The sequence below is a fragment of the Cellulomonas xylanilytica genome (assembly GCF_007989805.1).
Taxonomy (GTDB): domain Bacteria; phylum Actinomycetota; class Actinomycetes; order Actinomycetales; family Cellulomonadaceae; genus Cellulomonas; species Cellulomonas xylanilytica.
The window spans coordinates 55,466-80,402 of the sequence record NZ_BJUB01000002.1 but is presented as its reverse complement, the minus strand read 5'-3'; the positions used below and the strand labels follow the sequence as shown (position 1 = coordinate 80,402).

Annotated in this window: 19 protein-coding genes; 7 read left to right on the top strand and 12 right to left on the bottom strand. The window is 73.6% G+C overall.

Translation table 11 applies throughout. From position 1 onward, the window contains the following. Nucleotides 1-303 precede the first annotated feature (303 nt). Entirely contained in the window at nt 304-924 is a 621-nt protein-coding gene (locus tag CXY01_RS03205) for a DUF47 domain-containing protein (protein WP_055911795.1), read from the top strand. Between the two features lie 5 nt (nt 925-929). After that, a complete protein-coding gene (locus CXY01_RS03200) occupies nt 930-1,934 on the top strand; it encodes an inorganic phosphate transporter (protein WP_146925633.1) in 1,005 nt (334 codons plus the stop codon). A gap of 43 nt (nt 1,935-1,977) precedes the next feature. Here the strand turns inward: CXY01_RS03200 and CXY01_RS03195 are convergent, their stop codons facing one another. From CXY01_RS03195 to mshD, 3 genes are read right to left on the bottom strand one after another with little or no spacing between them, the layout of a single operon-like run. Beyond that, on the bottom strand, nt 1,978-2,955 hold the full coding sequence (locus tag CXY01_RS03195) for an NUDIX hydrolase (RefSeq protein ID WP_146925632.1): 978 nt from the start codon (nt 2,953-2,955) through the stop codon (nt 1,978-1,980). Next, nucleotides 2,952-5,189 carry an RNA degradosome polyphosphate kinase gene (locus tag CXY01_RS03190; RefSeq protein ID WP_146925631.1) on the bottom strand — a complete coding sequence of 746 codons (2,238 nt, stop codon included), beginning with the start codon at nt 5,187-5,189 and terminating at the stop codon, nt 2,952-2,954. Before CXY01_RS03190 ends, CXY01_RS03195 begins: the two co-directional genes overlap by 4 nt. Continuing rightward, nucleotides 5,186-6,157 (bottom strand): mycothiol synthase, encoded by a 972-nt coding sequence (gene mshD, locus CXY01_RS03185; protein ID WP_146925630.1) that lies wholly within the window; start codon nt 6,155-6,157, stop codon nt 5,186-5,188. The genes CXY01_RS03190 and mshD overlap by 4 nt, the downstream gene beginning before the upstream one ends. Nucleotides 6,158-6,227: 70 nt before the next feature. Between mshD and CXY01_RS03180 the strand changes: the two genes are divergently transcribed. Next, nucleotides 6,228-7,448, top strand: coding sequence for an FAD-dependent oxidoreductase (locus CXY01_RS03180; protein WP_146925629.1), 1,221 nt, complete (start codon nt 6,228-6,230; stop codon nt 7,446-7,448). A gap of 62 nt (nt 7,449-7,510) precedes the next feature. Continuing rightward, a complete protein-coding gene (locus tag CXY01_RS03175) occupies nt 7,511-8,113 on the top strand; it encodes a TIGR03086 family metal-binding protein (RefSeq protein ID WP_146925628.1) in 603 nt (200 codons plus the stop codon). Between the two features lie 58 nt (nt 8,114-8,171). On the opposite strand, the gene CXY01_RS03170 is transcribed toward CXY01_RS03175, so the two are convergent. Both CXY01_RS03170 and CXY01_RS03165 read right to left on the bottom strand, forming a co-directional pair. Next, nucleotides 8,172-9,605, bottom strand: coding sequence for a cellulase family glycosylhydrolase (locus tag CXY01_RS03170; protein ID WP_146925627.1), 1,434 nt, complete (start codon nt 9,603-9,605; stop codon nt 8,172-8,174). 191 nt (nt 9,606-9,796) lie between these two features. After that, nucleotides 9,797-10,945 carry an alpha/beta hydrolase gene (locus tag CXY01_RS03165; protein WP_146925626.1) on the bottom strand — a complete coding sequence of 383 codons (1,149 nt, stop codon included), beginning with the start codon at nt 10,943-10,945 and terminating at the stop codon, nt 9,797-9,799. An 84-nt stretch (nt 10,946-11,029) separates the two neighbouring features. Between CXY01_RS03165 and CXY01_RS03160 the strand changes: the two genes are divergently transcribed. Both CXY01_RS03160 and CXY01_RS03155 read left to right on the top strand, forming a co-directional pair. After that, complete coding sequence (locus CXY01_RS03160; protein WP_146925625.1) at nt 11,030-12,694, top strand: bifunctional lysylphosphatidylglycerol flippase/synthetase MprF; 1,665 nt, start codon at nt 11,030-11,032, stop codon at nt 12,692-12,694. Then, complete coding sequence (locus CXY01_RS03155) at nt 12,691-13,524, top strand: hypothetical protein (protein ID WP_146925624.1); 834 nt, start codon at nt 12,691-12,693, stop codon at nt 13,522-13,524. Before CXY01_RS03160 ends, CXY01_RS03155 begins: the two co-directional genes overlap by 4 nt. 99 nt (nt 13,525-13,623) lie before the next feature. Here CXY01_RS03155 and acs read toward each other — a convergent pair whose 3' ends face one another. Beyond that, a complete protein-coding gene (gene acs, locus CXY01_RS03150; protein ID WP_146925623.1) occupies nt 13,624-15,624 on the bottom strand; it encodes an acetate--CoA ligase in 2,001 nt (666 codons plus the stop codon). Between the two features lie 114 nt (nt 15,625-15,738). Beyond that, nucleotides 15,739-16,845: a hypothetical protein gene (locus CXY01_RS03145; RefSeq protein WP_146925622.1), complete on the bottom strand. Its 1,107-nt coding sequence runs from the start codon at nt 16,843-16,845 to the stop codon at nt 15,739-15,741. A 189-nt stretch (nt 16,846-17,034) separates the two neighbouring features. Between CXY01_RS03145 and CXY01_RS03140 the strand changes: the two genes are divergently transcribed. After that, nucleotides 17,035-18,105 (top strand): NADH:flavin oxidoreductase/NADH oxidase, encoded by a 1,071-nt coding sequence (locus tag CXY01_RS03140; RefSeq protein ID WP_222594477.1) that lies wholly within the window; start codon nt 17,035-17,037, stop codon nt 18,103-18,105. 27 nt (nt 18,106-18,132) lie between these two features. Here CXY01_RS03140 and hutI read toward each other — a convergent pair whose 3' ends face one another. The 5 genes from hutI to hutH are packed head-to-tail and all read right to left on the bottom strand — an operon-like array spanning nt 18,133 to nt 24,926. Continuing rightward, complete coding sequence (gene hutI, locus CXY01_RS03135) at nt 18,133-19,275, bottom strand: imidazolonepropionase (RefSeq protein WP_146925621.1); 1,143 nt, start codon at nt 19,273-19,275, stop codon at nt 18,133-18,135. After that, the gene (locus CXY01_RS03130) at nt 19,272-20,585 is read right to left on the bottom strand and encodes a formimidoylglutamate deiminase (RefSeq protein ID WP_146925620.1); all 1,314 of its coding nucleotides are present in this window, start codon (nt 20,583-20,585) and stop codon (nt 19,272-19,274) included. Before CXY01_RS03130 ends, hutI begins: the two co-directional genes overlap by 4 nt. Then, a complete protein-coding gene (locus tag CXY01_RS03125) occupies nt 20,582-21,760 on the bottom strand; it encodes an allantoate amidohydrolase (protein ID WP_146925619.1) in 1,179 nt (392 codons plus the stop codon). Before CXY01_RS03125 ends, CXY01_RS03130 begins: the two co-directional genes overlap by 4 nt. After that, the gene (gene hutU / locus CXY01_RS03120) at nt 21,757-23,418 is read right to left on the bottom strand and encodes a urocanate hydratase (protein ID WP_146925618.1); all 1,662 of its coding nucleotides are present in this window, start codon (nt 23,416-23,418) and stop codon (nt 21,757-21,759) included. The genes CXY01_RS03125 and hutU overlap by 4 nt, the downstream gene beginning before the upstream one ends. Then, nucleotides 23,415-24,926, bottom strand: coding sequence for a histidine ammonia-lyase (gene hutH, locus CXY01_RS03115; protein WP_146925617.1), 1,512 nt, complete (start codon nt 24,924-24,926; stop codon nt 23,415-23,417). Before hutH ends, hutU begins: the two co-directional genes overlap by 4 nt. Nucleotides 24,927-24,937: the final 11 nt, after the last annotated feature.

Genomic DNA, 24,937 nt, shown 5'->3' with positions numbered 1-24,937 from the left:
CGTCCAGGTCGCGCGCGCGTCGCCCGGACGGCCCACCCGATCACCCGGCCGGAGCAGGAAGCCCGGCGTACGATGAGCGGCGACGTCGGGCCGCGGTAGCCCCGGGCTCCATCTCAAGCCGCTTCGAGCGGCCTCGCGCCGAGAGGCGCTCCGCGGTCCGGCGTCGCACATCGTGGGCGTGTTTCCGCGGACGCCGTCGGGCTGTCACCATGTGTCCATGCACGCGTCAGCGTGCGTTAGGCATCCGACCAGACGTGACCTAGCCTGATCCCCGCCCTTCCTCCCCCTCCTTCGGAGCCAGCCGTGCGCCTGCGCCTCACCCCGCGCGACACCACGTTCTTCGACCTCTTCGCCGCTCAGGCGATCCACCTCGTCACCGGCGCCAACCTGCTGGGCGAGATGCTCGGGGCCGACCGCTCCACCCGCAAGGAGATCGGCAAGCGCATCGCCGACGCCGAGCACGAGGCGGACGACGCGACCCACTCGATCATGCGCCGGCTCAACCAGACGTTCGTCACCCCGTTCGACCGGGACGACATCTACACGCTGGCCTCGAGCCTGGACGACTGCATGGACTTCATGGAGGAGGCCGCGGACCTCATCGTCCTGTACAAGGTCGACGCCCTGCCCGCGCGCGTCTCCGACCAGGTCCAGGTGCTCCAGCGCGCCGCCGAGCTCACCGCGGAGGCCATGCCCCGCCTGCGGTCGATGGACTCGCTGTCCGAGTACTGGGTCGAGGTCAACCGCCTCGAGAACCAGGCCGACAAGATCCACCGCAAGCTCCTGGCGCAGCTGTTCGACGAGGTCACGGACCCCATCCAGCTGATGAAGGTCAAGGAGATCGTCGAGAAGCTCGAGGACGCCGCCGACGCGTTCGAGAAGGTGGCGAACACCGTCGAGACCATCGCGCTCAAGGAGTCCTGAGCCCGGTGGAACTGGCGCTCGTCGTCATCGTCGTCGCGTTCGCGCTCGGCTTCGACTACACCAACGGATTCCACGACGCGGCGAACGCGATCGCGACCTCGGTCTCGACGCGTGCGCTGACGCCCAGGGCCGCGCTGATCATGGCCGCGGTCTTCAACCTCGTCGGCGCCCTGCTGGGCACGCAGGTGGCGACCACCATCGCCGAGGACATCATCAGCATCGGCAGCGTCAGCTCCGAGGAGGCGCTGATCATCGTCCTGTCGGGACTGATCGGCGCGATCGTCTGGAACCTCATCACCTGGTGGCTGGGGATGCCGTCCTCCTCCACGCACGCGCTCATCGGCGGGCTGACGGGCGTGGGCATCGCGTCGGGCGTCACCGTGCACTGGGAGGCGATCGTCGACAAGGTCGTCATCCCCATGGTGCTCTCGCCGGTGGTCGGCTTCACGCTGGCGTTCGCGCTGATGGTCGGCGTGCTGTGGCTGGTGCGGAACTCCGCACCCGCCCGCACCATGCGACGGTTCCGGCTGGCGCAGACGGCCTCCGCCGCGGCGATGGCCCTCGGGCACGGCCTGCAGGACGCGCAGAAGACGATGGGCGTGATCATGCTCGCCCTCATCGCCGGAGGCTTCTACACGCAGGGCGCGCCCATCCCGCTCTGGGTCAAGGTCTCGGCGGCCGCCGCCATCTCTCTGGGCACCTACTCGGGCGGGTGGCGCATCATGCGCACGCTGGGCCGCAAGATCATCGAGCTGGACCCGGCGCGCGGCTTCGTCGCGGAGTCGGTGGCCGCCTCCGTGCTCTACGCGAGCGCGTACTGGCTGCACGCGCCCATCTCGACCACCCAGACGATCACGTCGGCGATCATGGGCGTCGGCGCCACGAAGCGCCTGTCCGCGGTCCGCTGGGGCGTCGCGGGGAACATCGGCGTCGCGTGGGTGCTCACCATCCCCGCGTCGGCCCTGGGCGCCGCCTGCGTCTACTGGATCCTCAACCCGATCCTGACCTGACGCCCCACGACGCCCGCCAGGACGCGACTCGACGCGTCCTCGGTCAGGGCTCGCCGGGGCGGTGCGTCTCCGTGGCGACCACGCGGGGCCCCTTCGGGGTCTGGGCGACGTGCGCGACGAGGACCTGGGCCGGGTGCAGGAACGGGTCCGCGGCCGGGAGCGCGTCGGCGACGCTACGACGGGCGTGCTGCGCGAGGACGTCCACCACCGTCGGCAGCACCGGGCGGTGTGTGCACAGCACGGCGTCCCCGGTCAGCTGCAGCAGCCGCAGCACCTCGGCGGCCACCCGGGCGGGGGACGTCGAGTGCTCCGCCTCGGTGAGCACCGGCAGCACCTCGGCCGGCACCTGGGCGGCTGAGGCGTAGGGCGCGACCGTGCTGACGCACCGGGCCCACGCACTGGTGACCACCCGCGCCACGCCGAACGTCGACAGCACCGGCACCAGGGCGCGGGCCTGGCGCTGACCCTCCGCGGTCAGCGGCCGGTCCAGCTCCGAGCCCTTCCAGTCCGCGCGGCGACGAGCCGTGCCGTGCCGCGCGATGACGAGCGCGCGCGTGTCCAGCCGGTCCTTCTCGTATGCCTCGACCAGCTCGGCCAGCGGGATCCGGTCGTCGTCGCGCGTCAGCCGCTTGGCGGCCGTCACCACGTCGAACCAGCGCAGCTGGTCGATCTCCTTGGGGGAGACGGGCGCGACCGGCGCGCGCGCACGCAGCGCGGCGGCGTCCGGGCGTCCGGCCACCTGCGCGGCCCAGTAGTGGACGCGCTTGCGGCGGCCGTCGGACAGCGCGTACTCCAGACCGGGCAGCGGGATCCCGAGGACGACGTCCTGGGCAGTCTCCTCGGCCACCTCGCGCGTGGCGGCCGAGAGGATCGTCTCGCCCGGGTCCACCTTGCCCTTGGGCCACGACCAGTCGTCGTAGCGCGGACGGTGCACGAGGGCGACCTGCAGCGTGCCCAGGCGGACGCGCCACACCAGGGCCCCGGCCGCCTCGACGACGACCGGTGCGTGCGCTGGCGTCACCGTCCCGTGCCCGGCCGGCGCCGCTGCCGGTGGATGAGGGCGGCCTGCAGGTCCACGAGCGGCCCGTCGGGGCCGAGATGGTGCCGCTGCCAGGTGCCGTCCGGCTCCAGGTGCCACGACGAGGTGCCGTCGTCGGTCGACTCGTCCATGAGCTCGATGAGCTCGGCGACCTGGTCGGGGTCGGAGATGCGCACCAGCGCCTCGACGCGCCGGTCCAGGTTGCGGTGCATCAGGTCCGCCGAGCCGATGTAGACCTCGGGGCCCTCGAACGGGGCGTCGGCCGGGCCGGTGGCGTGCGCGAACGCGAAGATGCGCGAGTGCTCGAGGAACCGGCCGAGGATCGAGCGCACCCGGATGGTCTCGGACAGGCCGGGGACGCCGGGCCGCAGCGCGCAGATGCCGCGGACGACCATGTCGATCGGGACCCCCGCCTGCGACGCGCGGTAGAGGGCGTCGATCGTGGCCTCGTCGACCATCGAGTTGACCTTGATCTTGATCCACGCCGGCTGGCCCATCCGCGCGGCGTCGGCCTCGCGGTCGATGCGCTCGATGAGCCCGGCGCGCACGGAGCGGGGCGCGACGAGCAGCCGGTGGAACCGCGACTTCGGGGCGTAGCCCGACAGCTGGTTGAACAGCCGCGTCAGGTCCTGGCCCACCTCCGGGTCGCTGGTGAGCAGCCCGTGGTCGGTGTACAGCCGCGCCGTCTTCGGGTTGTAGTTGCCGGTGCCGATGTGGCAGTAGCGGCGCAGCCCGTCGGACTCCTGGCGCACCACCAGCGACAGCTTGCAGTGCGTCTTCAGGCCGACGATGCCGTAGACGACGTGCACCCCGGCCTGCTCGAGCTTGCGCGCCCAGGAGATGTTGTTCTGCTCGTCGAACCGCGCCTTGATCTCGACCAGCGCCAGCACCTGCTTGCCCGCCTCCGCGGCGTCGATCAGTGCGTCGACGATGGGGGAGTCGCCCGACGTCCGGTACAGCGTCTGCTTGATCGCCAGCACCTGCGGGTCGGCCGCGGCCTGCTGCAGGAACGTCTGCACGGAGGTCGAGAACGAGTCGTACGGGTGGTGCAGGAGGATGTCGCGCTCGCGGATCTTGGCGAACATGTCCGCGGGCGTCGCGCTCTCGACCTCGGCCAGCTGGCGCGGGGTGGACGCGATGAACCGGGGGAACTGCAGGGCGGCACGGTCCAGGTCGGCGATGAGGTTGAGGCCCGTCGCGTCGAGCGGTGCCGGCAGCTGGTAGACCTCGTCCTCCGCGACGTCGAGCTCGCGGATGAGCAGGTTGCGGATGCGCGGGCTGATGCCGTCGGCGATCTCCAGGCGCACGGGCGGGCCGAAGCGGCGGCGCAGCAGCTCCTTCTCCATGGCCTTCAGGAGGTTCTCGGCGTCGTCCTCCTCGACCTCCACGTCCTCGTTGCGGGTCACCCGGAACGTGTGGTGCTCCTGGACCACCATGCCGGGGAACAGCTGCTCGAGGTGCTCGGAGATGACGTCCTCGACGGGGACGAACGACATCGGGCCCTTCTCCGGCGAGGCGGCCTGCACGTCGGGGGCGCTCGGCCGGCCGGACGCGTCGACCGCGATGAACCGGGGCAGCAGCGGCGGCACCTTGACGCGGGCGAAGTGCTCCTTGCCGGTCGCGGGGTTGGTCACCACGACGGCCAGGTTGAGCGACAGCCCGGAGATGTACGGGAACGGGTGCGCCGGGTCGACCGCGAGCGGCGTCAGCACGGGGAAGATCTGCCGGCGGAAGAACTTGCGCAGCCGGTCCTGCTCGCTCTCGCCCAGCTGGTCCCAGCGGACCAGGGTGATGCCCTCCTCGGCCAGCGCGGGCTGCACCTGCTCCGCGAACACCGCCGCGTGGCGGGCCATGAGCTTGTGCGCCTCCTCGCTGATCGCCTCCAGCACCTGGCGCGGCGACAGCCCCGACGCGGCCGTGACCGCGATGCCCGTGGCGATGCGGCGCTTGAGGCCGGCGACCCGGACCATGAAGAACTCGTCGAGGTTGGACGCGAAGATCGCCAGGAACCGCACCCGCTCCAGCAGCGGGATGTCCCCGTCCTCCGCCAGCTCGAGCACCCGCTGGTTGAAGGCGAGCCAGGACAGCTCGCGGTCGAGGAACCGGTCCTCCGGCAGAGGTTCTGCGGTGTCGATGTGCTCGTCGATCTCGGTCTGGGCCATGTGCTCGGCGATGTGTGCGGCCAAGGACGGGTCGAGGGCGGTGGCGTCCGTCATGCGCCCATCGTGACACCCGCAGGTGAACTCGGGGTATCGGAACCGAACATCACGTCCACGGCCGCCCGGACGAAGCCCGCACGCTCGTAGGTGTGCACCGCGACGGTGTTCTCCGCGCCGGTGTAGAGGATCGCCTCCCGCAGGCCGAGGCTGGTCAGGTGGTCCAGGCCGAGCGCCGTGAGCGCACGTCCGAGACCCAGCCCCTGGGCGTCCGGGTCCACCCCCACCACGTAGATCTCGCCGACCGGCTCCGCACCGTGCTCACCGGCGGGGTGCACCTTGGTCCACACCGATCCGAGCAGGATCCCGTCGCGCTCCGCCAGCAGGAAGCCGTCCGGGTCGAACCAGGGCTCCGACTCCCGGGCGCGCAGGTCCGCCGACGTCATCCGGCCCTGCTCCGGGTGGTAGGAGAACGCGCGCGAGTTCACCCGACGCCACGCCTCTTCGTCGCGCCCCGGCACGAAGGTGCGCACGGTGACCCCGGTCGGCAGGTTCGGGGCGCCCGTCGGCCGGGTCGTCAGGTCGACGCGCATCTGCAGCAGCTCGCGCACGACGGCCATGCCCTGGTCCTCGGCGAACCGTCGCGCCGCCGGCAGGTCCCCGTGCGCCCACACCCGCAGGGTCCGGCCCGGGACGACCGTGGTCTCGGCGAGCGCCCGGCCGAGCAGCGCGCGTCCCACCCCGGCGCGGCGGTGCGTGGGGTCGACGACGAGCTCCGCCTTGGTGGAGGTCTGCGCACCGACGTCGAGCTGGGCGTAGCCGACGAGGTCGTCGTCGACCGTGGCGCACAGGTGGACCACCGGCGCCTCGGGCGCGGCGAGCCACAGCAGCGGCTGCTCCGAGAGCGGGGGGACCCCGTCGACCGCGGCTGCCCGGTCCGCGAGGGCGCGCACGGCGTCGGCGGAGGCGGCGGGCAGTGGCCCGGCCGTCGCACTGAGGATGACCTGCGAGGACGCGTCGTCGAGCATGGCCCCATCCCACCACGGGCAGGCCTGCACCGGCTGGGTCCACCCGGGTGAGCGGGTACCTTGGCGGGCGATGGATGCCTCGGGGAACGCCGTGCCGCACGACCGCCCGCAGGACACCCGCCGGTCGAGGCGGGCGCGACGGGCCTCGGCGACGACGGCCCCCGTCGACGTGACGGTGGTGGTGGTCGGCGCCGGGCAGGCGGGGCTGTCGGCGGCGTACCACCTGCGGCGAGCAGGCCTGGTGGCGGTCGGCGAGCGCGGCTGGGAGCGGGCGGCGGCGACGTTCGTCGTGCTCGACGACGGGGTGCAGGCCGGCGGCGCGTGGCAGCACCGGTGGCCGGGCCTGACGATGGCCGACGCGCACGGGGTGCACGAGCTGCCCGGGATGCCGCTGGTGGTGGGGGACCCCACCGAGCCGGCCGCGTTCGCGGTGCCCTACTACTTCGCGCAGTACGAGGACGCGTTCGAGCTGCGCGTGCAGCGTCCCGTGCGCGTGGAGCGGGTCGAGCCCGAGCCCGACGGGACGCGCCTCCTCGTCCGGTCCCGCAGCGTCGAGCGTCCCGACGAGACCGTGGTGTGGCGGGCCGGTGGCCTGGTCAACGCGTCCGGCACCTGGCAGAAGCCGTTCTGGCCGGCGTACCCGGGCCGGGGGGCGTTCCGCGGACGGCAGCTGCACTCCCACGACTTCCGGCTCCCGGAGGACCTGGCCGACGGGCACGTCGTCGTGATCGGCGGCGGGACGTCCGCCGTGCAGCTGACGCTCCTGCTGGCGCGCGTCACGTCGACCACCTGGGTCACGCGCCGGCCGCCCGCGTGGCGCGACGACACGTTCACGCCCGAGGTCGGCCGGGAGGCCGTCGCGCGGGTCGGCGAGCGGACGCGGGCCGGGCTGCCGCCGCAGAGCATCGTGAGCGTCACGGGTCTGCCCCTCACGCCTGCCTACCGCACCGGCATCGCCGCCGGCGTCCTGCGGGCACGGCCGATGTTCGACCGCATCACGCCGGACGGCGTCGAGTGGGACGCCCCGGACAGCCCGGGGGAGGGCTGGGTGCCCGGGCCCGCGCACGTCGAGGCGCGCACGCTCCTGTGGTGCACCGGGTTCCGCGCCTCGCTGGACCACCTCGCCCCGCTGGGCCTGCGGGCCCCCGGCGGCGGCATCGTCATGGACGGCACCCAGGTGGTCGCCGATCCCCGCGTGCAGCTCGTCGGGTACGGCCCGAGCGCGTCGACGGTGGGCGCGAACCGGGCGGGCCGCGAGGCCGTGCGCAACCTGCAACGGCTGTGGATTTAGTGGAATGGAACATTCCGTTCTGTTAGAGTCAGGTCATCGACCCGCCGACGGAAGGCAACACGATGACCGAGCAGAGCGCACCGCAAGGCACCCGCTGGACCGTGCTGGAGCAGGCGCACGACGCCCTGCGCACCGTCGTCGCGGCCGTCCCCGCGGACGGCTGGGACCGGCCGACCCCGTGCACGCAGTGGACCGTCGCGCAGGTGCTCCAGCACGCCGTCGGCGACCAGCAGGGGTACGCCGCCACGATCACGGGCGAGGGGTGGCCCACGGAGAACCCGTTCGAGCCGTCCGGCCACCTCGCCCTGGACCCGGTGGCCCTCGTCGAGTCCGCCACCCGCGCCGCCGCCGATGCCTGGTCGACCGTCCCGGCGGACGGCCCCGACGTCACGACGCCGCTGCCCGTCGGCCCGCTCGCCCCCGCGGTCGGCGTGGCCGCCTGCGCCCTGGACGCTGCGGTGCACGCCTGGGACATCGCCGTGGCCACCGCCCAGCCCTCGCCCCTCACACCGGGCCTCGCCGCGGCGCTGCACGAGGCCGCCGTCCAGTTCGTCGAGCCGCTGCGCGCGTTCGCGTACGCCCCCGTGCTGCCGTCCGCCGACGGTGACGGCCCGGCCGAGGCGCTGCTGCGCTACCTCGGCCGGTCCCCGGCCTGGCCGGCCTGACACGCACGACAGGCCGGGGTCGACGTGACCCCGGCCTCTCGCGTGCTCGTCGTGCTCGTCAGCTGGCGGTGCAGCTCACCGCGGTCGACGAGCTCGGGGCGGTGCCGCTGCCCACGAAGCCGTAGGTGGTGGACGCCCCGGAGCCGAGCAGGCCGTTCCAGGCGGCGTTGGCCACCGTCACGGTCGAGCCGGACTGCGCGTAGGTGCCGGACCAGCCGCTGGCGACCGCACCGCCCGAGGGCAGGGCGAACGACGTCTTCCAGCCGCTGATCATCGCGCTGCCGTTCGTGACGGTGACGGAGGCCTGGTAGCCGCCGGGCCACGAGTTGCTGACCGTGAGGGCGGCCGTGCAGCCCTTGTCGGTCGGCGGCGGGGTGGTGGGGGCCGGCGTCGTGGGCGCAGGGGTGGTCGGTGCCGGGGTGGTCGGCGCGGGCGTGGTGGGTGCCGGTGTCGTGGGTGCCGGGGTGGTCGGCTGGACGCCGCCGTAGATCTTCGCCGTCACCGCGGTGGACTTGATGCCGTTGGCGCCCGTGAAGATCCGCGTGCCCCACGAGGAGAGCTGAGCCGGGTTGAAGTTCGTCACCATGTCCAGGTACTCGACGCCGCCACCGTTGCCCGACCAGGACCAGCCGTAGTAGCCGATACCGCGCTTGACGGCCTCGGACATGATCGTGTCCTCGTCGGGGTTGCCGTCGGAGTGGTCGTACCCGAACTCGCCGATGACGAGCGGCAGGCCCTTCGACTTGAACGCGTCCAGGTAGGCGTTGATCGTCGAGGCGTTGTTGTAGACGCCGTACATGTGGACGGAGAACAGGACGTTCTTGTCCGGGTCCGACGCGGCGACGGTCGCGGCGTTGTCCCGCATGATCCCGGCCCAGTCCTGGCCCCACGAGGGGGCGTCGATCACGATGTTGTGGTGCAGGCCGGCGTTGCGCAGCTTGAGGATCGCTGCCGAGCTGGCGGACGCCCACTTCGCGTTCTCGGTCGCGTTGTTGCCGAACGGCTCGTTGCCGATGTTGATCTGGACGTAGTCCTCCTGGCCCTTCAGCGCCGAGGCGATGCTGACCCAGTAGTTGGCGGCCGTGTCGAGCGTGACCGCGCCGCTCTGCTCGCCGTAGCCCGTGGTGTCGTGGTTCTCGAGCATGCAGATGAGCTTGTTGGCCTTGCAGAGGCTGATGATGTTGGCCACGTCGGCGGCGTCGTTCTTGGTCCAGCGGTCACCGCCGGAGAGCACCACGCGCAGGGCGTTGGCACCGGCCGCGCGGATGGCGGGGATCGCGGTCGCCGTCTGCGACGTGTACCAGGTGTGGGCGTGGCTGACGCCGCGGGCGACGAAGGGGGTGCCGTCCTTCTCGACCAGCTGGGTGCCGGACACGTGCAGGCCGGGCGGCGTCGCGGCCTGCGCGGCCGTGGAGATCAGCGACGTCGCGCCGAGCGCGACGACGGCGGCAGCCAGGGCGGCGCCGGACAGCAGGGACAGTCGAGACCTCATGGGACTTCCTCGTTCCTGGGGCATCGGGCGGCCGCGGGCACGCAGCAGCCTCGAGGGGGTATGTGGTGGAAGCACCCGCCCGCCGTTCCGCCGGCCGGCCGACGGGCGGGTGCGTGGTCACACAACCAGGTCAGGGAGGCGCTCTCCACGGCCCGAAACGCTTCACACCGAACGCCGGATGCGGCCTGACCTCACGACTTGCCGGACAGGTGCGCGGACGCGAACACCAGGCCGTACGGGATCGCCTGCCGGGCGAAGCTCCACGTGTGGTCCATGCCCGGCTCGACCCGCACCACCACGTCCTGGCCCCGCGCACGCAGGTCCGCCGCGATCGACGTGAGGTCCTTGCGGTTCTGCCCGTGGTTCGCCCCGGCGATGTCCGCGAACAGCGCGACCGGGTGGGGGAGCGGGACGCTCGCCGCGTACGTCGTGACGTCGTGCTGGTCCCACTGCGCCTGCGTCGCGAGCATCGCCTGCCCGCCCGTTCCGGGGTCGCCGGTGGTGTCCAGCGCCAGGATGGTGCCGTACAGCTCGGGGTGGCGCAGACCCTGGTCGAGCGCGCAGAAGCCGCCCGACGAGAACCCGCCGATGGCGCGGTGCTCCCAGTCGTCGAGGGTCCTGTACCGGGCGTCGACCCAGGGGATCACCGTCTCGGAGAGGTAGGTCTCCACCTGCGACCCGCCCGTCGTCGAGTCGAGGCACTCGGTGTCCTCCGCACCCGGGCCCGTGCCGTTGACGTCCAGACCGACCACGATCATCGGCTCCACCAGGCGGTTCTCGAGGAGCACGTCCATCGCGTGGGGGACGTTGCCGGCCGCGAACCAGTCTCCGCCGGTGCCGGGGCTGCCGTGCACGAGGTAGACGACCGGGTACCGGGTCGAGCCGGTCGTCGTGTACCCCGGCGGCGTGTAGATCCAGGTCAGGCTGGCCTCGGGCATACGGTCCGCCGAGGGTGCCGGCACGTGGACGGCCTCGACGCGCCCCGAGCGAGGGCCTCCCGAGGTCGCCTCCGCGGTCCCGTGCTCGAGCGGTGCCGGTGGGGACACGACGCCCCAGCTGGACAGGGCCACGCGCGCGGCGGTGACGTCGGGGACGTAGCCGACGACGACGTTCGTCGCGATCCCCACGGTGAAGGCAGCACCCAGGCCTGCGACCGCCCACAGCGGCCACGACCAGCGGTCCGCCCGGCGCCGTCGCACCGCCCACAGCACCACCAGGACGACGAGCGCGAGCGCGACGACGACCGTCCACCACGAGCCGATCCAGTCGCCGCCACCCGCCAGCTGACGCAGGACGTGGGGCGGCAGGGTGCTCCCCGGTGGGTCCACGGCGCGGACCATGCCGACCCCCTCGCACCCGACAGCTGTGGGACACAGCGTCCCACCGGCGCGGCCGACGGGCGCGGGACCGGGCAGACTGGGCGGATGCGGGACAGGACGTCGCCCATCGAGGAGCAGCGCAGACGAGGGCGGGTCCGGGAGATCGCCTCACGAGCGGCGCTGATCCTCGCCGTCCTCAGCCTGCTCTCGGCGACGGTCCACCCGCTCTGGCAGCGCATGGGACTGGTCCGCGACCTCGCCCCCGAGCTGGTCGTGCACACCGCGCGGCCCACTCTCGCGCTGGTCTCGGTGGTCCTGCTGCTGACCGCACGCGGTCTGCGGCGCGGGAACCGGCTCGCCTGGCTGGGCACCCTGGCCGCGCTGACGCTCTCGGTCGTCGTCCACCTGGTCAAGGGTCCCGACGTCCTCCCGGCGCTGGTCATCGCCGTCGGCATCGTCTGGCTCGCCGCCCAGTCCAGCGCGTTCCCGGTGCTGCCGACGCGCCGCGCAGTCCGCTGGGCGATCGTCTCGACCGTCGCCGCCGTGGTGTTCGTCGTCGTGCTCGTCGTCGGCGTGGCCACCTGGGCGCTCGCCACCGACGCGTCCGACGCGCAGATCGAGCGGCTCGGACGCATCCTCGTCCCGCTCACCTACGCGCTCGTCGTGGTGTTCGTCGCCGCGCTCCTGTGGTCCCTGCTCTCACCGCGTCGTCCGCGCCGGCTCAGCCCGCAGGACCACCTCGACGAGCGGGAGCGCGCACGCCGCGTGGTGCAGGAGCACGGGACCGGCACGCTCGACTACTTCGCGCTGCGCGACGACAAGGACTGGTTCTTCACGGGCTCGTCCGTCGTCGCCCACTCGGCCCGCGGGGGCGTGTGCCTGGTGTCGCCCGACCCCATCGGCCCACCCGAGGAGCGCGCGCTCGCCTGGGCCGAGTTCCTCGACTTCGCCGACGACTTCGGCTGGTCGGTCACCGTCATCGGCGCCGCCGCGGACTGGCTGCCGATCTACGAGTCGAGCGGGCTGCGCACCGTCTACCTCGGCGACGAGGCCATCGTCGACTGCCCGACGTTCAGCCTGGAGGGCCGGTCCCACAAGTCCTTGCGGCAGGCGGTGAACCGCATCGAGCGGGCCGGCTACACGACGACCTTCCACGACCCGTCCGTCCTCGACCCCGCACTGCGCGCGCAGATCGAGCAGATGAGCGAGGAGTCCCGGCACGGCGAGACGGAGCGCGGCTTCTCGATGACCCTGTCGCGCCTGTTCCAGCCCGAGGACACCGGCCTGCTGCTCTCCGTCACGCGCGATCCCGCCGGGCGCGTCGACGCGTTCTGCCAGTGGGTGCCCGCGACCGCGATCGGCGGCTGGTCGCTCGACGTGATGCGGCGGCGCACGGACGTCGAAGGGCTGCCCAACGGGCTGATCGACGCGAACATCGTCGCGACGATCGGGTACCTGGCCGGCAGCGGGCTGCGCGGGCTCGGACTGAACTTCGCGATGATGCGCGAGGTCCTCGAGGGCGACCCGCAGGAGAGCTCGCGCGTCGAGTCGCTGACCCGCCCGATCCTGCAGCGGCTCTCGCAGGGCACCCAGATGGGGACCCTCAGCACGTTCAACGAGAAGTTCGACCCCGGCTGGGTGCCGCGCTACGTCGTGCTGGACTCCGTCGAGTTCGTCGCGACGCAGGCGCTCGTGCTCGCCGGCGCCGAGGGCGTCACCGAGATCCCTGTCATCGGACGGTTCCTCGGGAACATCGGAGCGGCCTCGTGACCATCTCCCTGCTGTGCGCCATCGGGTCGGCGCTGGCCTACGGTGCCAGCACCCTCATGCAGGCGGTCGCGACCCGGCGTGCGCACGGGCTCGCTGCCGTCCTGACCCCGCTGGTCATCGGTGCCTTCGTGGTCGACGGTCTCGGGTTCGTGCTGTCGCTGCTCGCGCTGAACAACCTGCCGCTGTTCGTCGTGCAGTCGATCATGGCGTCGATGCTCGTGGTGGTCGTCGTCGGGGCGCGGTTCATCCTGCACGCGCGGATGCGCCGCCTCGACGTGGCGGCGGTCGTCGTCGTCATCGCCGCGCTCGTCCTCATCGGCCTCGGGTCCGGCGAGCAGCCCGCGGTCGAGCCGCCTGCGTCCTTCGAGCGGACGATGCTGGTCGCGACCGCGGTCCTCGTCGTCGTCGCCCTCGTGGCCTACCGGTCCGGACCTGGCTGGCTGCTGGCCGCCATCGGCGGTCTCGGCTTCTCGGGGGCGGCGATCGCGGCGCGGGCGTCGCACCACCACGACGGGATCTGGGAGACCGTCTGGCAGCCCATGACGGCCTGCATCGTGGTCTGCGGGATCATCGGCGCGCTCTGGTACCTGCGTGCCCTGGAGCGGCTGGCCGTCGGCCCCAGCGCCGCGATCCTGTCCGTGATCGAGGTCGTCGTGCCCGGCGCCGTCGGCGTGCTCGTCCTCGGCGACACCATCGCCAACGGCATGCTGCCCGGCGTGCTCGTCGGGCTCGTCCTGGCGATCAGCGGGTGCATCGTGCTCGCGATGAGCCCGGCCAACCAGGCAGCAGAGGGGGAGCCGGCCCCGAACCCGGAACCGGCCCCCGCCTAGGAGCTGTCGCTCAGTCCTCGTTCCTGTGGTCGGCCTGAGCCTGCGCTTCGCTGCGGGCGAGTGCCGCTCCGCGACCCGCACCCTCCGCTGCGCTCCGGCTCAGTCCTCCTGCTTGGCGCCGGGGGCGGACAAGCCCTGGGCGATCAGGTCCATCACCGAGGAGTCCGCGAGCGTCGTCGCGTCGCCCACCTGGCGGTTCTCGGCGACGTCGCGCAGCAGGCGGCGCATGATCTTGCCGGACCGCGTCTTGGGCAGCTCCGCGACCACGAGGATCTGCCGCGGCTTGGCGATGGGGCCGATCTCCTTGGCGACGTGGTTGCGCAGCTCGGTCTGGACCGCGTCGGCCTCCTGGTCGCCGCCGCCCGCGTCACCGCGCAGGATCACGAACGCGACGACCGCCTGGCCCGTGGTCTCGTCGGCCGCGCCGACGACGGCCGCCTCCGCGACCCACGGGTGCGACACGAGCGCCGACTCGATCTCCGTGGTGGAGAGCCGGTGACCGGACACGTTCATCACGTCGTCCACGCGGCCGAGCAGCCAGATGTCGCCGTCGGCGTCCTTCTTGGCGCCGTCGCCCGCGAAGTACAGGCCGGGGAACCTCGACCAGTACGTGTCGACGTAGCGGTCCGGGTCTCCCCAGATGCCGCGGAGCATCGACGGCCACGGCTCGGTGAGCACCAGGTAGCCGCCGCCCCCGTCGGGGACCGGGTGCGCCTCGTCGTCGACGACGTCCGCCGCGATGCCCGGGAGCGGCACCTGCGCGGAGCCCGGCTTGGTCTCCGTGACGCCCGGCAGCGGGCTGATCATGATGGCGCCCGTCTCGGTCTGCCACCACGTGTCGACGATCGGGGTGCGGTCCCCGCCGATGACCCGGCGGTACCACATCCACGCCTCGGGGTTGATGGGCTCACCCACCGACCCGAGCACCCGCAGGCTCGACAGGTCGAACTGGGCGGGGATCTCCTCGCCCCACTTCATGCAGGTGCGGATGGCCGTGGGTGCCGTGTAGAAGATCGAGACCTTGTACTTCTGGATGATCTCCCACCAGCGACCGCGGTGCGGGCTGTCGGGCGTGCCCTCGTAGATGACCTGCGTGGCGCCGTTGATCAGCGGCCCGTAGACGACGTAGGTGTGCCCCGTGATCCAGCCGACGTCGGCCGTGCACCAGTAGACGTCCGTCTCGGGCTTGAGGTCGAACACGTTGCGGTGCGTGTACGCGGCCTGCGTCAGGTAGCCGCCGGTGGTGTGGAAGATGCCCTTCGGCTTCCCCGTGGTGCCCGACGTGTAGAGGATGAACAGCGGGTGCTCGGCCTCCACCGCGACCGGGGTGTGCTGGTCGCTGGCGGTGTCGACGACGTCGGACCACCAGACGTCGACCTCGTCGTTCCAGGCGACGTCCTGGCCCGTGCGCTTGACGACGAGCACGTGCTCCACGGACGGCGTTCCCTTGGTCAGCGCCTCGTCGACGGCCGGCTTCAGGGCGCTGGCCGCCCCGCGGCGGTACCCGCCGTCCGCGGTGACGACGAGCTTGGCCTCCGCGTCGTTGATCCGGCTGCTCAGCGCCTCGGCGGAGAACCCGCCGAACACGACCGAGTGCGGGGCGCCGATCCGCGCGCACGCCAGCATGGTGACGACGGCCTCGGGGATCAGCGGCAGGTAGATGGCGACCCGGTCACCCGTGCCGACGCCGAGCGCGGTGAACGCGTTCGCGGCCTTCGACACCTCGCGCTGCAGGTCCGCGTAGGTGACCGTGCGCGTGTCCCCACCCTCGCCCTCGAAGTGCAGGGCGACCCGGTCGCCGTTGCCCGCCTCGACGTGCCGGTCCACCGCGTTGTACGCGGCGTTGAGCGTCCCGTCGGCGAACCAGCGCGCGAACGGTGCCTTCGACCAGTCGAGGACCTCCTCGAACGGCTTCTCCCAGCTCAGAAGCTCACGCGCCTGCTCGGCCCAGAAGCTGGGCCGGTCGGCGTTGGCCCAGGCGTACAGGCCCTGCTGGGCGTTGGCCTGGGCGGTGAACTCCGCGCTCGGGGGGAACCGGCGGTCCTCCGTGAGCAGGTTCTCCAGGCCGGGCTCGTGGGTCTCGGGCGTGGTGTCGGTCACGAGGACCACCTCCTGTGCAGCGACGTCGATGCAGGTGGACCGGGGGTCCGGAACCGCACTCTAGCCGGACACCCGGCGCCTCCATGCTTCCCCGTCCGGCCCGATCGGGCCTGTTCAGACCCGGTGGCGCTCGCGGAACTCCCCGAGACGGGCCCCGCGACGACGCGCCGACCCGGCCACGATGCCCGCCAGCAGGAGCAGGAAGCCGACCGCGAGGACCATGCCCGACGTCCCCGCGACCGTCACCTGCGTGACCGTGAGGCGCCAGCCCGACGACGAGAGGAGGTTGAGCGTCTGCTCGCGGGCGACCGAGGGCAGGTACAGGTAGACGATCCCCGCCAGCGTCAGCACCGTGCCGCCCGTGATGGGGACCGCGGGTGTCCAGAGCGCGAGCAGCAGGACGCAGCCGAGGAGCAGGAGGCCGAGCGAGACCAGCACGATGCCCAGCACCTCGGTGGACGCGTCCCAGCCCTGGACCTGCGCCTGCAGGATCCGGGACTCGCCCAGCAGCAGCACCGCGACGCCGATGGGAGCCAGGATCAGACCCACGATGACGCCCAGGATGTGCGAGCCCACCGACGTGGTCCGCGGGGCGTTCGGGTCCGGGAAGAGCCGGTCGTCGCCCGGCGAGGCCGGGGGAGACGGCTCCGTGGCCGCCGGTGCCGCGGCCTCGGCGACCGGCTCGGGCGTGGTCGGGGCCGGGCTCGGCGTCGTCGGCACAGCGGGCACAGCGGGCGCAGCGGGCGCCGTGGAGGACCGGACCGGGTCCGGCGAGGTGTCGACGGCGGACGTGTCGGCCGTCGTCGGCTCGTCCGGAGGTGTCGGCGCCGGACGGACGACCGCGTGCCGCCCGGTGTCCGCCGCGGGTTCACCGGTGCTGCGCGCCGCCACCGGGGCAGCGCCCGCGACCGGGGTGGCGGCGGTCGGCGGCAGCTCGGGGTCGGCGCTGCCCGCGACCGGCTCGTCGGACGCCGCGACGGGCCGCGTGGTCGGCTCGCTCGCGGTCGGCTGGTTCGCGCTCGTCGTGGGCTCGCCCGTCGTCGGCTCGCTCGGCGCCGGCGGGTCGAGGGTCTCGACGGTCGGTGCGACCTCGTGGGCCGGGGAGTCGTCGGCGGACGGTGTCGTCTGCTCGACGGACGCGTCCGCGCCGGTGCCTGGTTCCGTCGTCCCGTCCGGACGGTCTGTTGCGCCGCCGGGGCGGTGCGGGTCGGAGGTGCTCATGCGTGCTCCTCGAAGCTGGCCACGTCGGGCGGCGTCGGCGACGCCGCTGTTCGAGTCACCGTATTGCCCAGGGGTGCTGGTCGCCGGGCAGCGCGCCCGGGACCGGCAGGAACGCGTGGTCCGCGTGTGATGGCGCACATGCCTCCGGTGCGGGGAATCGACGACGCCGCTCCTCGGTTGCGACCGCACGTGACCCGTCTCTTCTCGCCGCTGACGCTGCGCGGCACCACGTTCGCCAACCGTGCCTGGCTGGCACCGATGTGCCAGTACTCGGCGGTCGACGGCAGCCCGAACGACTGGCACCTCGTGCACCTCGGCTCGCGGGCCGCGGGTGGGTTCGGGCTGCTGATCGCCGAGGCCACGGCCGTGGTCCCCGAGGGCCGGATCTCTCCCGAGGACACCGGGCTCTGGCACGACCTGCACATCACGGAGTGGCGGCGCATCACCGACTTCGTGCACGAGCGCGGCACGCTCGTCGGCGTGCAGCTGGCGCACGCGGGCCGCAAGGCGTCGACGTTCTCCCCGTTCGCGTCGCAGCGCGGCTCCGTGCCCGTCGACCAGGGCGGCTGGACCACCGTCGGCCCGTCTGCCACGGCGTTCCCCGGTCTCGAGGCGCCGCACGCGCTGACGCTCGAGGAGATCGCGCGCATCCCGGCCGTCTTCGCGGCGGCCGCCCGGCGCGCCGACGAGGCAGGCTTCGACGTCGTCGAGCTGCACGCCGCGCACGGCTACCTGCTGCACCAGTTCCTCTCGCCCCTGTCCAACCAGCGCGACGACGAGTACGGCGGCTCGCTGGAGAACCGGGCGCGGCTGCTGGTCGAGACGACCGACGCCGTCCGCGCCGCGTGGCCCGACGACAAGCCGCTGTTCGTCCGGCTGTCGGCGACCGACTGGGTCGAGGGCGGGCTGACGGTCGACGAGGTGGCGCAGGTGGCCAAGGAGCTGGGCGGCCACGGGGTCGACCTGGTGGACGTCTCGACGGGGGGCAACGCGCCCGCGGACATCCCCGTCGGTCCCGGCTACCAGGTGCCCGCCGCCCGCGAGGTGCGCGAGACGTCGGGCGTCCCCGTCGCGGCCGTCGGCCTCCTCACGGACCCCGCGCAGGCCGAGGCGGTGCTGGCGGACGGGGCCGCGGACGCCGTCCTGCTCGGCCGCGAGGGCCTCCGCGACCCGTTCTGGCCGCTGCGCGCGGCGCACGAGCTGGGTGCCGCGCAGGACGTGGCATGGCAGCCGCAGTACGCGCGGGGCACCTGGGTCTGAGCAGCGCCGTGCGGGCGACGCCGTGAGCTACAGGCTCAGCGCTCGCGCGATCGGCACGCCCGGGCGGTAGGCGAGATGCCGGTGGTCGGGGGCGTCGAGGACGGCCAGGTCGGCCCGGGCGCCCAGGCGCAGGTGGCCGACGTCGTCGCGACGCAGCGCGTGGGCGCCGCCGAGCGTGGCCGCCCGGAGCGCCTCCGCGACCGTCATCCGCAGCTCACGGACGGCGAGGGCGATCATCAGCGGCATCGACGTGGAGAAGCACGTGCCGGGGTTGCAGTCGGTCGCCAGGGCCACCTCGACCCCGGCGTCCAGCAGGCGGCGGGCGTCCGGGTACGGGGACCGCGTGGAGAACTCGACGCCCGGCAGCAGGGTGGCCACCGTGCCGGACCCGGCCAGTGCGTCGACGTCGGCGTCCGCCAGGTAGGTGCAGTGGTCGACGCTCGCGGCGCCCAGCTCGACGGCCAGCTGGACGCCCGGTCCGGGGCCGAGCTGGTTGCCGTGCACGCGCAGACCCAGGCCGGCCGAGCGCGCTGCGACCAGGATCTCGCGTGCCTCGTCGCCGTCGAACGCGACCCGGCTCGCCGGCTCGCAGAACACGTCGGCCCAGCGGGCGAGCGGGGCGCACGCGGCGAGCATCGGGCCGGTGACCAGGGCCACGTAGTCGGCGCGGTCGGTGCCGGGCGGGACGACGTGCGCGCCCAGGAACGTGGTCTCCGTCGTGACCTCGCCGGCCAGGCGGAGCAGGCGCTCCTCGGTGCCGACGTCGAGGCCGTAGCCGCTCTTCACCTCGATGGTCGTCGTGCCCTGGGCCCGCGCCTCGGCCACGAGCGCGGCGAGGCGTCGGCGCAGGTCGTCGTCGGACGCGGCCCGGGTCGCCGCGACCGTCGTCGCGATGCCGCCGCCCGTGTACGGCGTGCCGGCCATGCGGGCCTCGAACTCCGCCGCGCGGTCGCCCGCGAAGACGAGGTGCGTGTGCGGGTCGACGAAGCCGGGGACCACCGCGGCGCCGCCCAGGTCGGTGCGGGCGTCCGCCGCCGGCTGCGCGGAGGCCGGTCCCACCCACACGACGACGCCGTCCTGGGCGACGAGCGCCGCGTCCCGCAGCGGCCCGTCGAACCGGGGGTCGTGCGTGACCAGCTCGCCGATACCGGTGACCAGGTGCGACGTCATCGGGTCTCCTCCCACGCGGCACGGATCGCGGTCCCCAGCATCGCGCCCACGTCGCCCAGGACGTGCCGGCCGCCCTCGACCCGCACCACGCCTCCGACGACGACCGTGTCGACGTCCGCGGTGCCCGCGACCATCACCAGCTGCGCGGGGTCCGCACCGGCGGTGGCCGGCGTGTCCGTGCGGACGGCGACCAGGTCGGCCGGCGCCCCCGGTGCCAACCGGCCGCCCGACGGGTCGCCCAGGCTGGTGTGACCGCCGCTCGTGAGCAGGTCGACCAGGGTCGCGGGGCTCAGCACGCCGCGCGACTCGTCGGCGAGGCGCTCGTGCAGCTCGACCGTGCGGGCCTCCGCGAGCAGGTCGGTGCGCACGTGCTGGTCACTGCCGACACCGAGCCGGGCACCCGCCGCGTGCAGGAGGGCGCCCGGCGCGATCCCGTCGCCGAGGTCCTGCTCGGTGGACGGGCAGAGGCACACGCCGGTCCGCGTGGACCCGAGGATCGCCACGTCCTCCGGGCTCAGGTGCACGGCGTGCACCGCCGTGGTGTCGGGGCCGAGCGCGCCCGCGTCCTCGAGCAGCCGGGTGGGGGTCACGCCGAACGTCGCCAGGGACTGCTCGTTCTCCAGCCGCTGCTCGGACAGGTGGACGTGCAGCGGTCGACCGCCCGCGTGCGCGGCGATCGTCGGGATCGCGTCCAGCGGGACCGCGCGGACCGAGTGGATCGCCGCGCCCACCCGGAGCGTCCCGTCGGGTCGGAGGTCGGCCACGCGCGCGGCCCACGCGTCGGCGTCGTGGTCACCGAACCGGCGCTGGGCACCCTCCAGCGGCGCGTCGATGCCGCCCGTCAGGTAGGCGGTGTCCAGCAGCGTGATGCGCAGGCCGGCGTCCCGGGCCGCGGCGCGCAGGGCCTCCGCCATGACGTTCGGGTCGTCGTACGGAGAGCCGTCCGGAGCGTGGTGCAGGTAGTGGAACTCGCCGACCACCGTGACTCCCGCGAGCACCATCTCGGCGTAGGTGGCGCGCGCCAGGTCGAAGTACGTGTCCGGGGTCAGGGTCGCCGCCAGCGCGTACATCCGCTCCCGCCAGGTCCAGAACGTGCCGCTGTCGTCGTGCGTCCGGCCCCGCAGCGCGCGGTGGAACGCGTGCGAGTGGGTGTTGGCGAACCCGGGCAGGACCACGCCCGGCAGGCGGTGGTCGTCGGGCTCCGCCGGCCCGGTGGTCACCGCGGCGATCCGGCCGTCGGCCACGCTGATCCGGACGTCGTCGGCCGGCCCGTCCGGCAGCCACGCGTGCGCCGCCCAGTAGGTCGTCACGCCAGCAACCGTCCCAGCACGGTGGCCAGCGCGTCGACGCCCGCCAGGCAGTCGGCCTCGTCGGCGTCCTCCGCCGGGGCGTGCGAGATGCCCGACGGGTTGCGGACGAAGAGCATCGCGGTCGGTATGCCGGCGGCCGCGAGGATGCCGGCGTCGTGACCCGCGCCGGTGCCGAGCCGCGGCGGGTGACCCAGTGCGCCGGCGGCCACGTCGGCGAGGTCGGCGTCCAGGACGGTGACGGGGGTCCAGGACTCCTCCGTCGGCGCGTAGCCGCGCAGGGTCGCCAGGACCGCACGGACCGCCGACTCGTCCTCCGCCCGCACGTCGAGCCACGCGGTGACCCGCGACGGGATCGCGTTGACGCCGTTCGGGTCGACGTGCACCTTGCCGACGGTCGCGAGCGCGCCGGCGTCCTGGGCCGCCTCGCGGACGTGCCCGACGAACGCCGCGAGGTCGAGCATCGGGTCGCGACGGTCCGCCAAGGGTGTGGTGCCGGCGTGGTTGGCCTCGCCGCGCAGCTCGACCCGCCAGCGGCCGTGGGGCCAGATCATCCGGCCGACACCCACGGGGTCGCCGGTGTGCACCAGGCCGCGGCCCTGCTCGACGTGCAGCTCGACGAACGACGCGACGCGACGAAGGGTGTCGTCGTCCCTCCCGAGCGCCTCCGGGTCCCGTCCGGCGCTGCTCAGGGCGTCGGCCATCGTGACGCCGTCGACGTCGCGCAGGCTCCGGGCCCTGTCCGCGTCGAGCGACCCGGTGATCAGGCGTGAGCCGGCGCAGGCGACCCCGAAGCGGGCGCCCTCCTCGTCGACGAAGCTCGCGATCCCTAGCGGCCGGGTCGGCGTCACCCCGCGCTCCCGGAGCAGGTCGAGAGCCAGGAACCCGCTGACGACGCCGAGCGGCCCGTCGAACGCGCCCCCGCCCGGGACCGAGTCCAGGTGGCTGCCCGTGACGATCCCCGGTGTCGCGTCCGGGTTGCCCCACCAGGCCCACTGGTTGCCCGCCCGGTCGGTGGTCAGGTCGAGCCCGCGGGCGGCAGCCTCCCCGGCGAACCACTCGCGCAGCACGTGGTCCTCCCGCGTCCAGGCGAACCGGCGGTAGCCGCCGTCCGGTGCGCGCCCGACGGGTGCGAGGTCGTCCCACGCCCGGCGGAACGCGGTGGCGGTGGCCGTCACGCGTCGCCCTCGCGCATCGGCACCCGCAGGCCGTTCGCCGTCGCGACCTCGTCGGCCCGCGGGTAGCCGGCGTCGACGTGCCGCAGCACGCCCATGCCGGGGTCGTTGGACAGCACGCGGGCCAGCTTGCGGGCGGCGAGGTCGGTGCCGTCGGCCACGGACACCTGCCCGGCGTGGATCGAGCGGCCCATGCCGACCCCGCCGCCGTGGTGGATCGACACCCAGGTGGCGCCGGACGACGCGGCCACCAGGGCGTTCAGCAGGGGCCAGTCGGCGATCGCGTCGGACCCGTCGGCCATGCCCTCGGTCTCGCGGTACGGCGACGCGACGGAGCCCGCGTCGAGGTGGTCGCGCCCGATGACGAGGGGGGCGCTCACGTCACCGGACGCGACGAGGTCGTTGAATCGCAGCCCCGCACGGTCGCGCTCGCCGTGGCCGAGCCAGCAGATGCGTGCGGGCAGCCCCTGGAACGCGACCCGGTCCTGCGCGGCGCGGATCCAGCGGTGCAGGTGGTCGTCGTCGGGGAAGAGGTCGAGGACCGCCTGGTCCGTGACGGCGATGTCGCGCGGGTCGCCCGAGAGCGCGGCCCAGCGGAACGGACCCTTGCCCTCCGCGAACAGCGGCCGGATGTACGCCGGCACGAACCCGGGGAAGTCGAACGCGCGGTCGTAGCCGCCCTGACGAGCCTCGTCGCGGATCGAGTTGCCGTAGTCGAACACCTCGGCGCCCGCGTCCTGGAAGCCGACCATCGCCTCGACGTGCCGGGCCATCGACTCGCGCGCGCGGTCGGTGAACTCCTCCGGCTTCGCCGCGGCGTAGGACGCCCAGTCGGCGACGTCGACGCCGACCGGCAGGTAGGACAGCGGGTCGTGCGCGGAGGTCTGGTCGGTGACGACGTCGACCTCGACGCCGCGGCGCAGCAGCTCCGGCAGCACGGACGCGCAGTTGCCGACGACGCCGACGGACAGCGCGGTCCTCTCGTCGCGAGCGGCTGAGACCAGCGTGATCGCCTCGTCCAGGCTCGTCGCGACGCGGTCCAGGTAGCGCTCGCGGACCCGGCGGTGCAGACGGTCACCGTCGACGTCCACGATGAGGCACACACCCCCGTTGAGCGTGACCGCGAGCGGCTGCGCACCGCCCATGCCGCCGCAGCCGCCGGTCACGGTCAGCGTGCCCGCGAGCGTCCCGCCGAACCGCTTGGCGGCGACCGCGGCGAGCGTCTCGTAGGTGCCCTGCAGGATGCCCTGCGTCCCGATGTAGATCCACGAGCCGGCCGTCATCTGCCCGTACATGGTCAGGCCGAGCTGCTCCAGACGGCGGAACTCCGGCCACGTGGCCCAGTCGCCGACGAGGTTGGAGTTGGCGATCAGCACGCGCGGCGCCCACTCGTGCGTGGTCAGCACCCCGACCGGCTTGCCGGACTGGACCAGCAGCGTCTCGTCGTCGGCGAGCGTGGTCAGGGTCCGCACGATCGCGTCGTACGCGTCCCACGACCGGGCGGCCCTGCCCGTGCCGCCGTAGACCACCAGGTCGTCGGGACGCTCCGCGACGTCGGGGTCGAGGTTGTTCATGAGCATGCGCAGCGGGGCCTCGGTCTGCCAGCTGCGCGCCGTGAGGGTGGTGCCGCGCGGTGCGCGGACGGGCCGGGGACCGGTCATGGGCGGGCTCCTCGCAGTGCGGCGGCGACGTGTCCGTCACGGACGACGTCCGCGGCGGTCTCCAGGTCGGGGGAGAGGTACGTGTCCGGGCCGGGCCCGGGGACACCTCGGGCGCGCAGCAGGTCGCGGACCGCGCCCGTGACGGGGGACGGCTCCAGCGGGGCACGCAGGTCCATCGCGCGGGCCGCGGTGAGGAGCTCGATGCCGAGCACCCGGGTCAGGCCGTCGATGGCGCGCCGCAGCTTGCGGGCGGCGTGCCAGCCCATCGACACGTGGTCCTCCTGCATGGCCGACGACGGGATCGAGTCGACGCTCGCCGGCACCGCCAGCCGCTTGAGCTCCGAGACCAGCCCGGCGGCGGTGTACTGCGCGATCATCAGCCCGGAGTCGACGCCGGGGTCGTGCGCCAGGAACGGCGGCAGGCCGTTGCTGCGCGCCACGTCGAGGAACCGGTCCGTGCGGCGCTCGGACATGCTCGCGACGTCCGCGACCGCGATCGCCAGGAAGTCGAGCACGTAGCCGACCGGTGCGCCGTGGAAGTTCCCGTTGGACTCGACGCGGCCGTCGTCGGTGATCACCGGGTTGTCGATCGCTGCCGCCAGCTCACGCTCGGCGACCGCGCGGGCGTGCTCGACGGTGTCCCGGGCCGCACCGTGCACCTGCGGCGCGCACCGCAGCGAGTACGCGTCCTGCACGCGGGTGCACTCCGGCGTCCGGTGGCTCGCCATGATGCCCGAGCCCTGCAGGGCCGCCCGGATGTTCGCGGCGGACACCGCCTGGCCCGGGTGGGGCCGCAGGCCCTGCAGGTCGGCCGCGAACACCGCGTCCGTGCCCAGCAGGGACTCGACGCTCATCGCGGCGGCGACGTCGGCGGTGTCGAGGAGGGTGGCCAGGTCGTGCAGGGCCAGCGCGAGCATGCCGAGCATCCCGTCCGTCCCGTTGATGAGGGCCAGCCCCTCCTTCTCGGTCAGCGTGTGCACCGGCAGGTCGTGCGCCAGCGCCCCCGTGGCGTCCCGGACCTCGCCCTCGCCCAGGAGCGCCAGCGCACAGTGCGCCAGCGGCGCCAGGTCGCCCGAGCAGCCGAGCGAGCCGTGCTCGCGGACCACCGGTGTCAGGCCGGCGTCGAGGAGTGCGGCGTACGCGGTCGCGGTCTCCGGGCGGACGCCCGTGTGGCCCGTCGCCAGCGTCGAGAGGCGCAGGAGCATGAGCGCACGCACCACCTCCCGCTCGACCTCCGGGCCTGTGCTCGCGGCGTGCGAGCGGACCAGGCTGCGCTGCAGGTCGCGGCGCTTCTCCGCCGGGATCGACAGGGTGGCCAGCGCCCCGAAGCCGGTGGAGATTCCGTAGTGCGGCGCGGTGTCGGCGGCGAGCTCGTCGACCACCGCGCGGCCTCGCGCGATCGCGACCAGCGCCTCGTCGGACAGCCGCACCCCCGCCCCGTCGCGCGCCACGGCGACGACGTCCGCGATCGAGACGGGGCCGGTGCCGACGACGACGGTGGCGCTCATGGTTCATGACA

Coding starts and splice junctions, on each gene's coding strand:
- CXY01_RS03190 (WP_146925631.1), bottom strand. CDS start 5,189: ATGACGGACGCCACCGCCCTCGACCCGTCCTTGGCCGCACACATCGCC.
- mshD (WP_146925630.1), bottom strand. CDS start 6,157: ATGCTCGACGACGCGTCCTCGCAGGTCATCCTCAGTGCGACGGCCGGG.
- CXY01_RS03180 (WP_146925629.1), top strand. CDS start 6,228: ATGGATGCCTCGGGGAACGCCGTGCCGCACGACCGCCCGCAGGACACC.
- CXY01_RS03175 (WP_146925628.1), top strand. CDS start 7,511: ATGACCGAGCAGAGCGCACCGCAAGGCACCCGCTGGACCGTGCTGGAG.
- CXY01_RS03170 (WP_146925627.1), bottom strand. CDS start 9,605: ATGAGGTCTCGACTGTCCCTGCTGTCCGGCGCCGCCCTGGCTGCCGCC.
- CXY01_RS03165 (WP_146925626.1), bottom strand. CDS start 10,945: ATGGTCCGCGCCGTGGACCCACCGGGGAGCACCCTGCCGCCCCACGTC.
- CXY01_RS03160 (WP_146925625.1), top strand. CDS start 11,030: ATGCGGGACAGGACGTCGCCCATCGAGGAGCAGCGCAGACGAGGGCGG.
- CXY01_RS03145 (WP_146925622.1), bottom strand. CDS start 16,845: ATGAGCACCTCCGACCCGCACCGCCCCGGCGGCGCAACAGACCGTCCG.
- hutI (WP_146925621.1), bottom strand. CDS start 19,275: ATGACGTCGCACCTGGTCACCGGTATCGGCGAGCTGGTCACGCACGAC.
- hutU (WP_146925618.1), bottom strand. CDS start 23,418: ATGACCGGTCCCCGGCCCGTCCGCGCACCGCGCGGCACCACCCTCACG.
- hutH (WP_146925617.1), bottom strand. CDS start 24,926: ATGAGCGCCACCGTCGTCGTCGGCACCGGCCCCGTCTCGATCGCGGAC.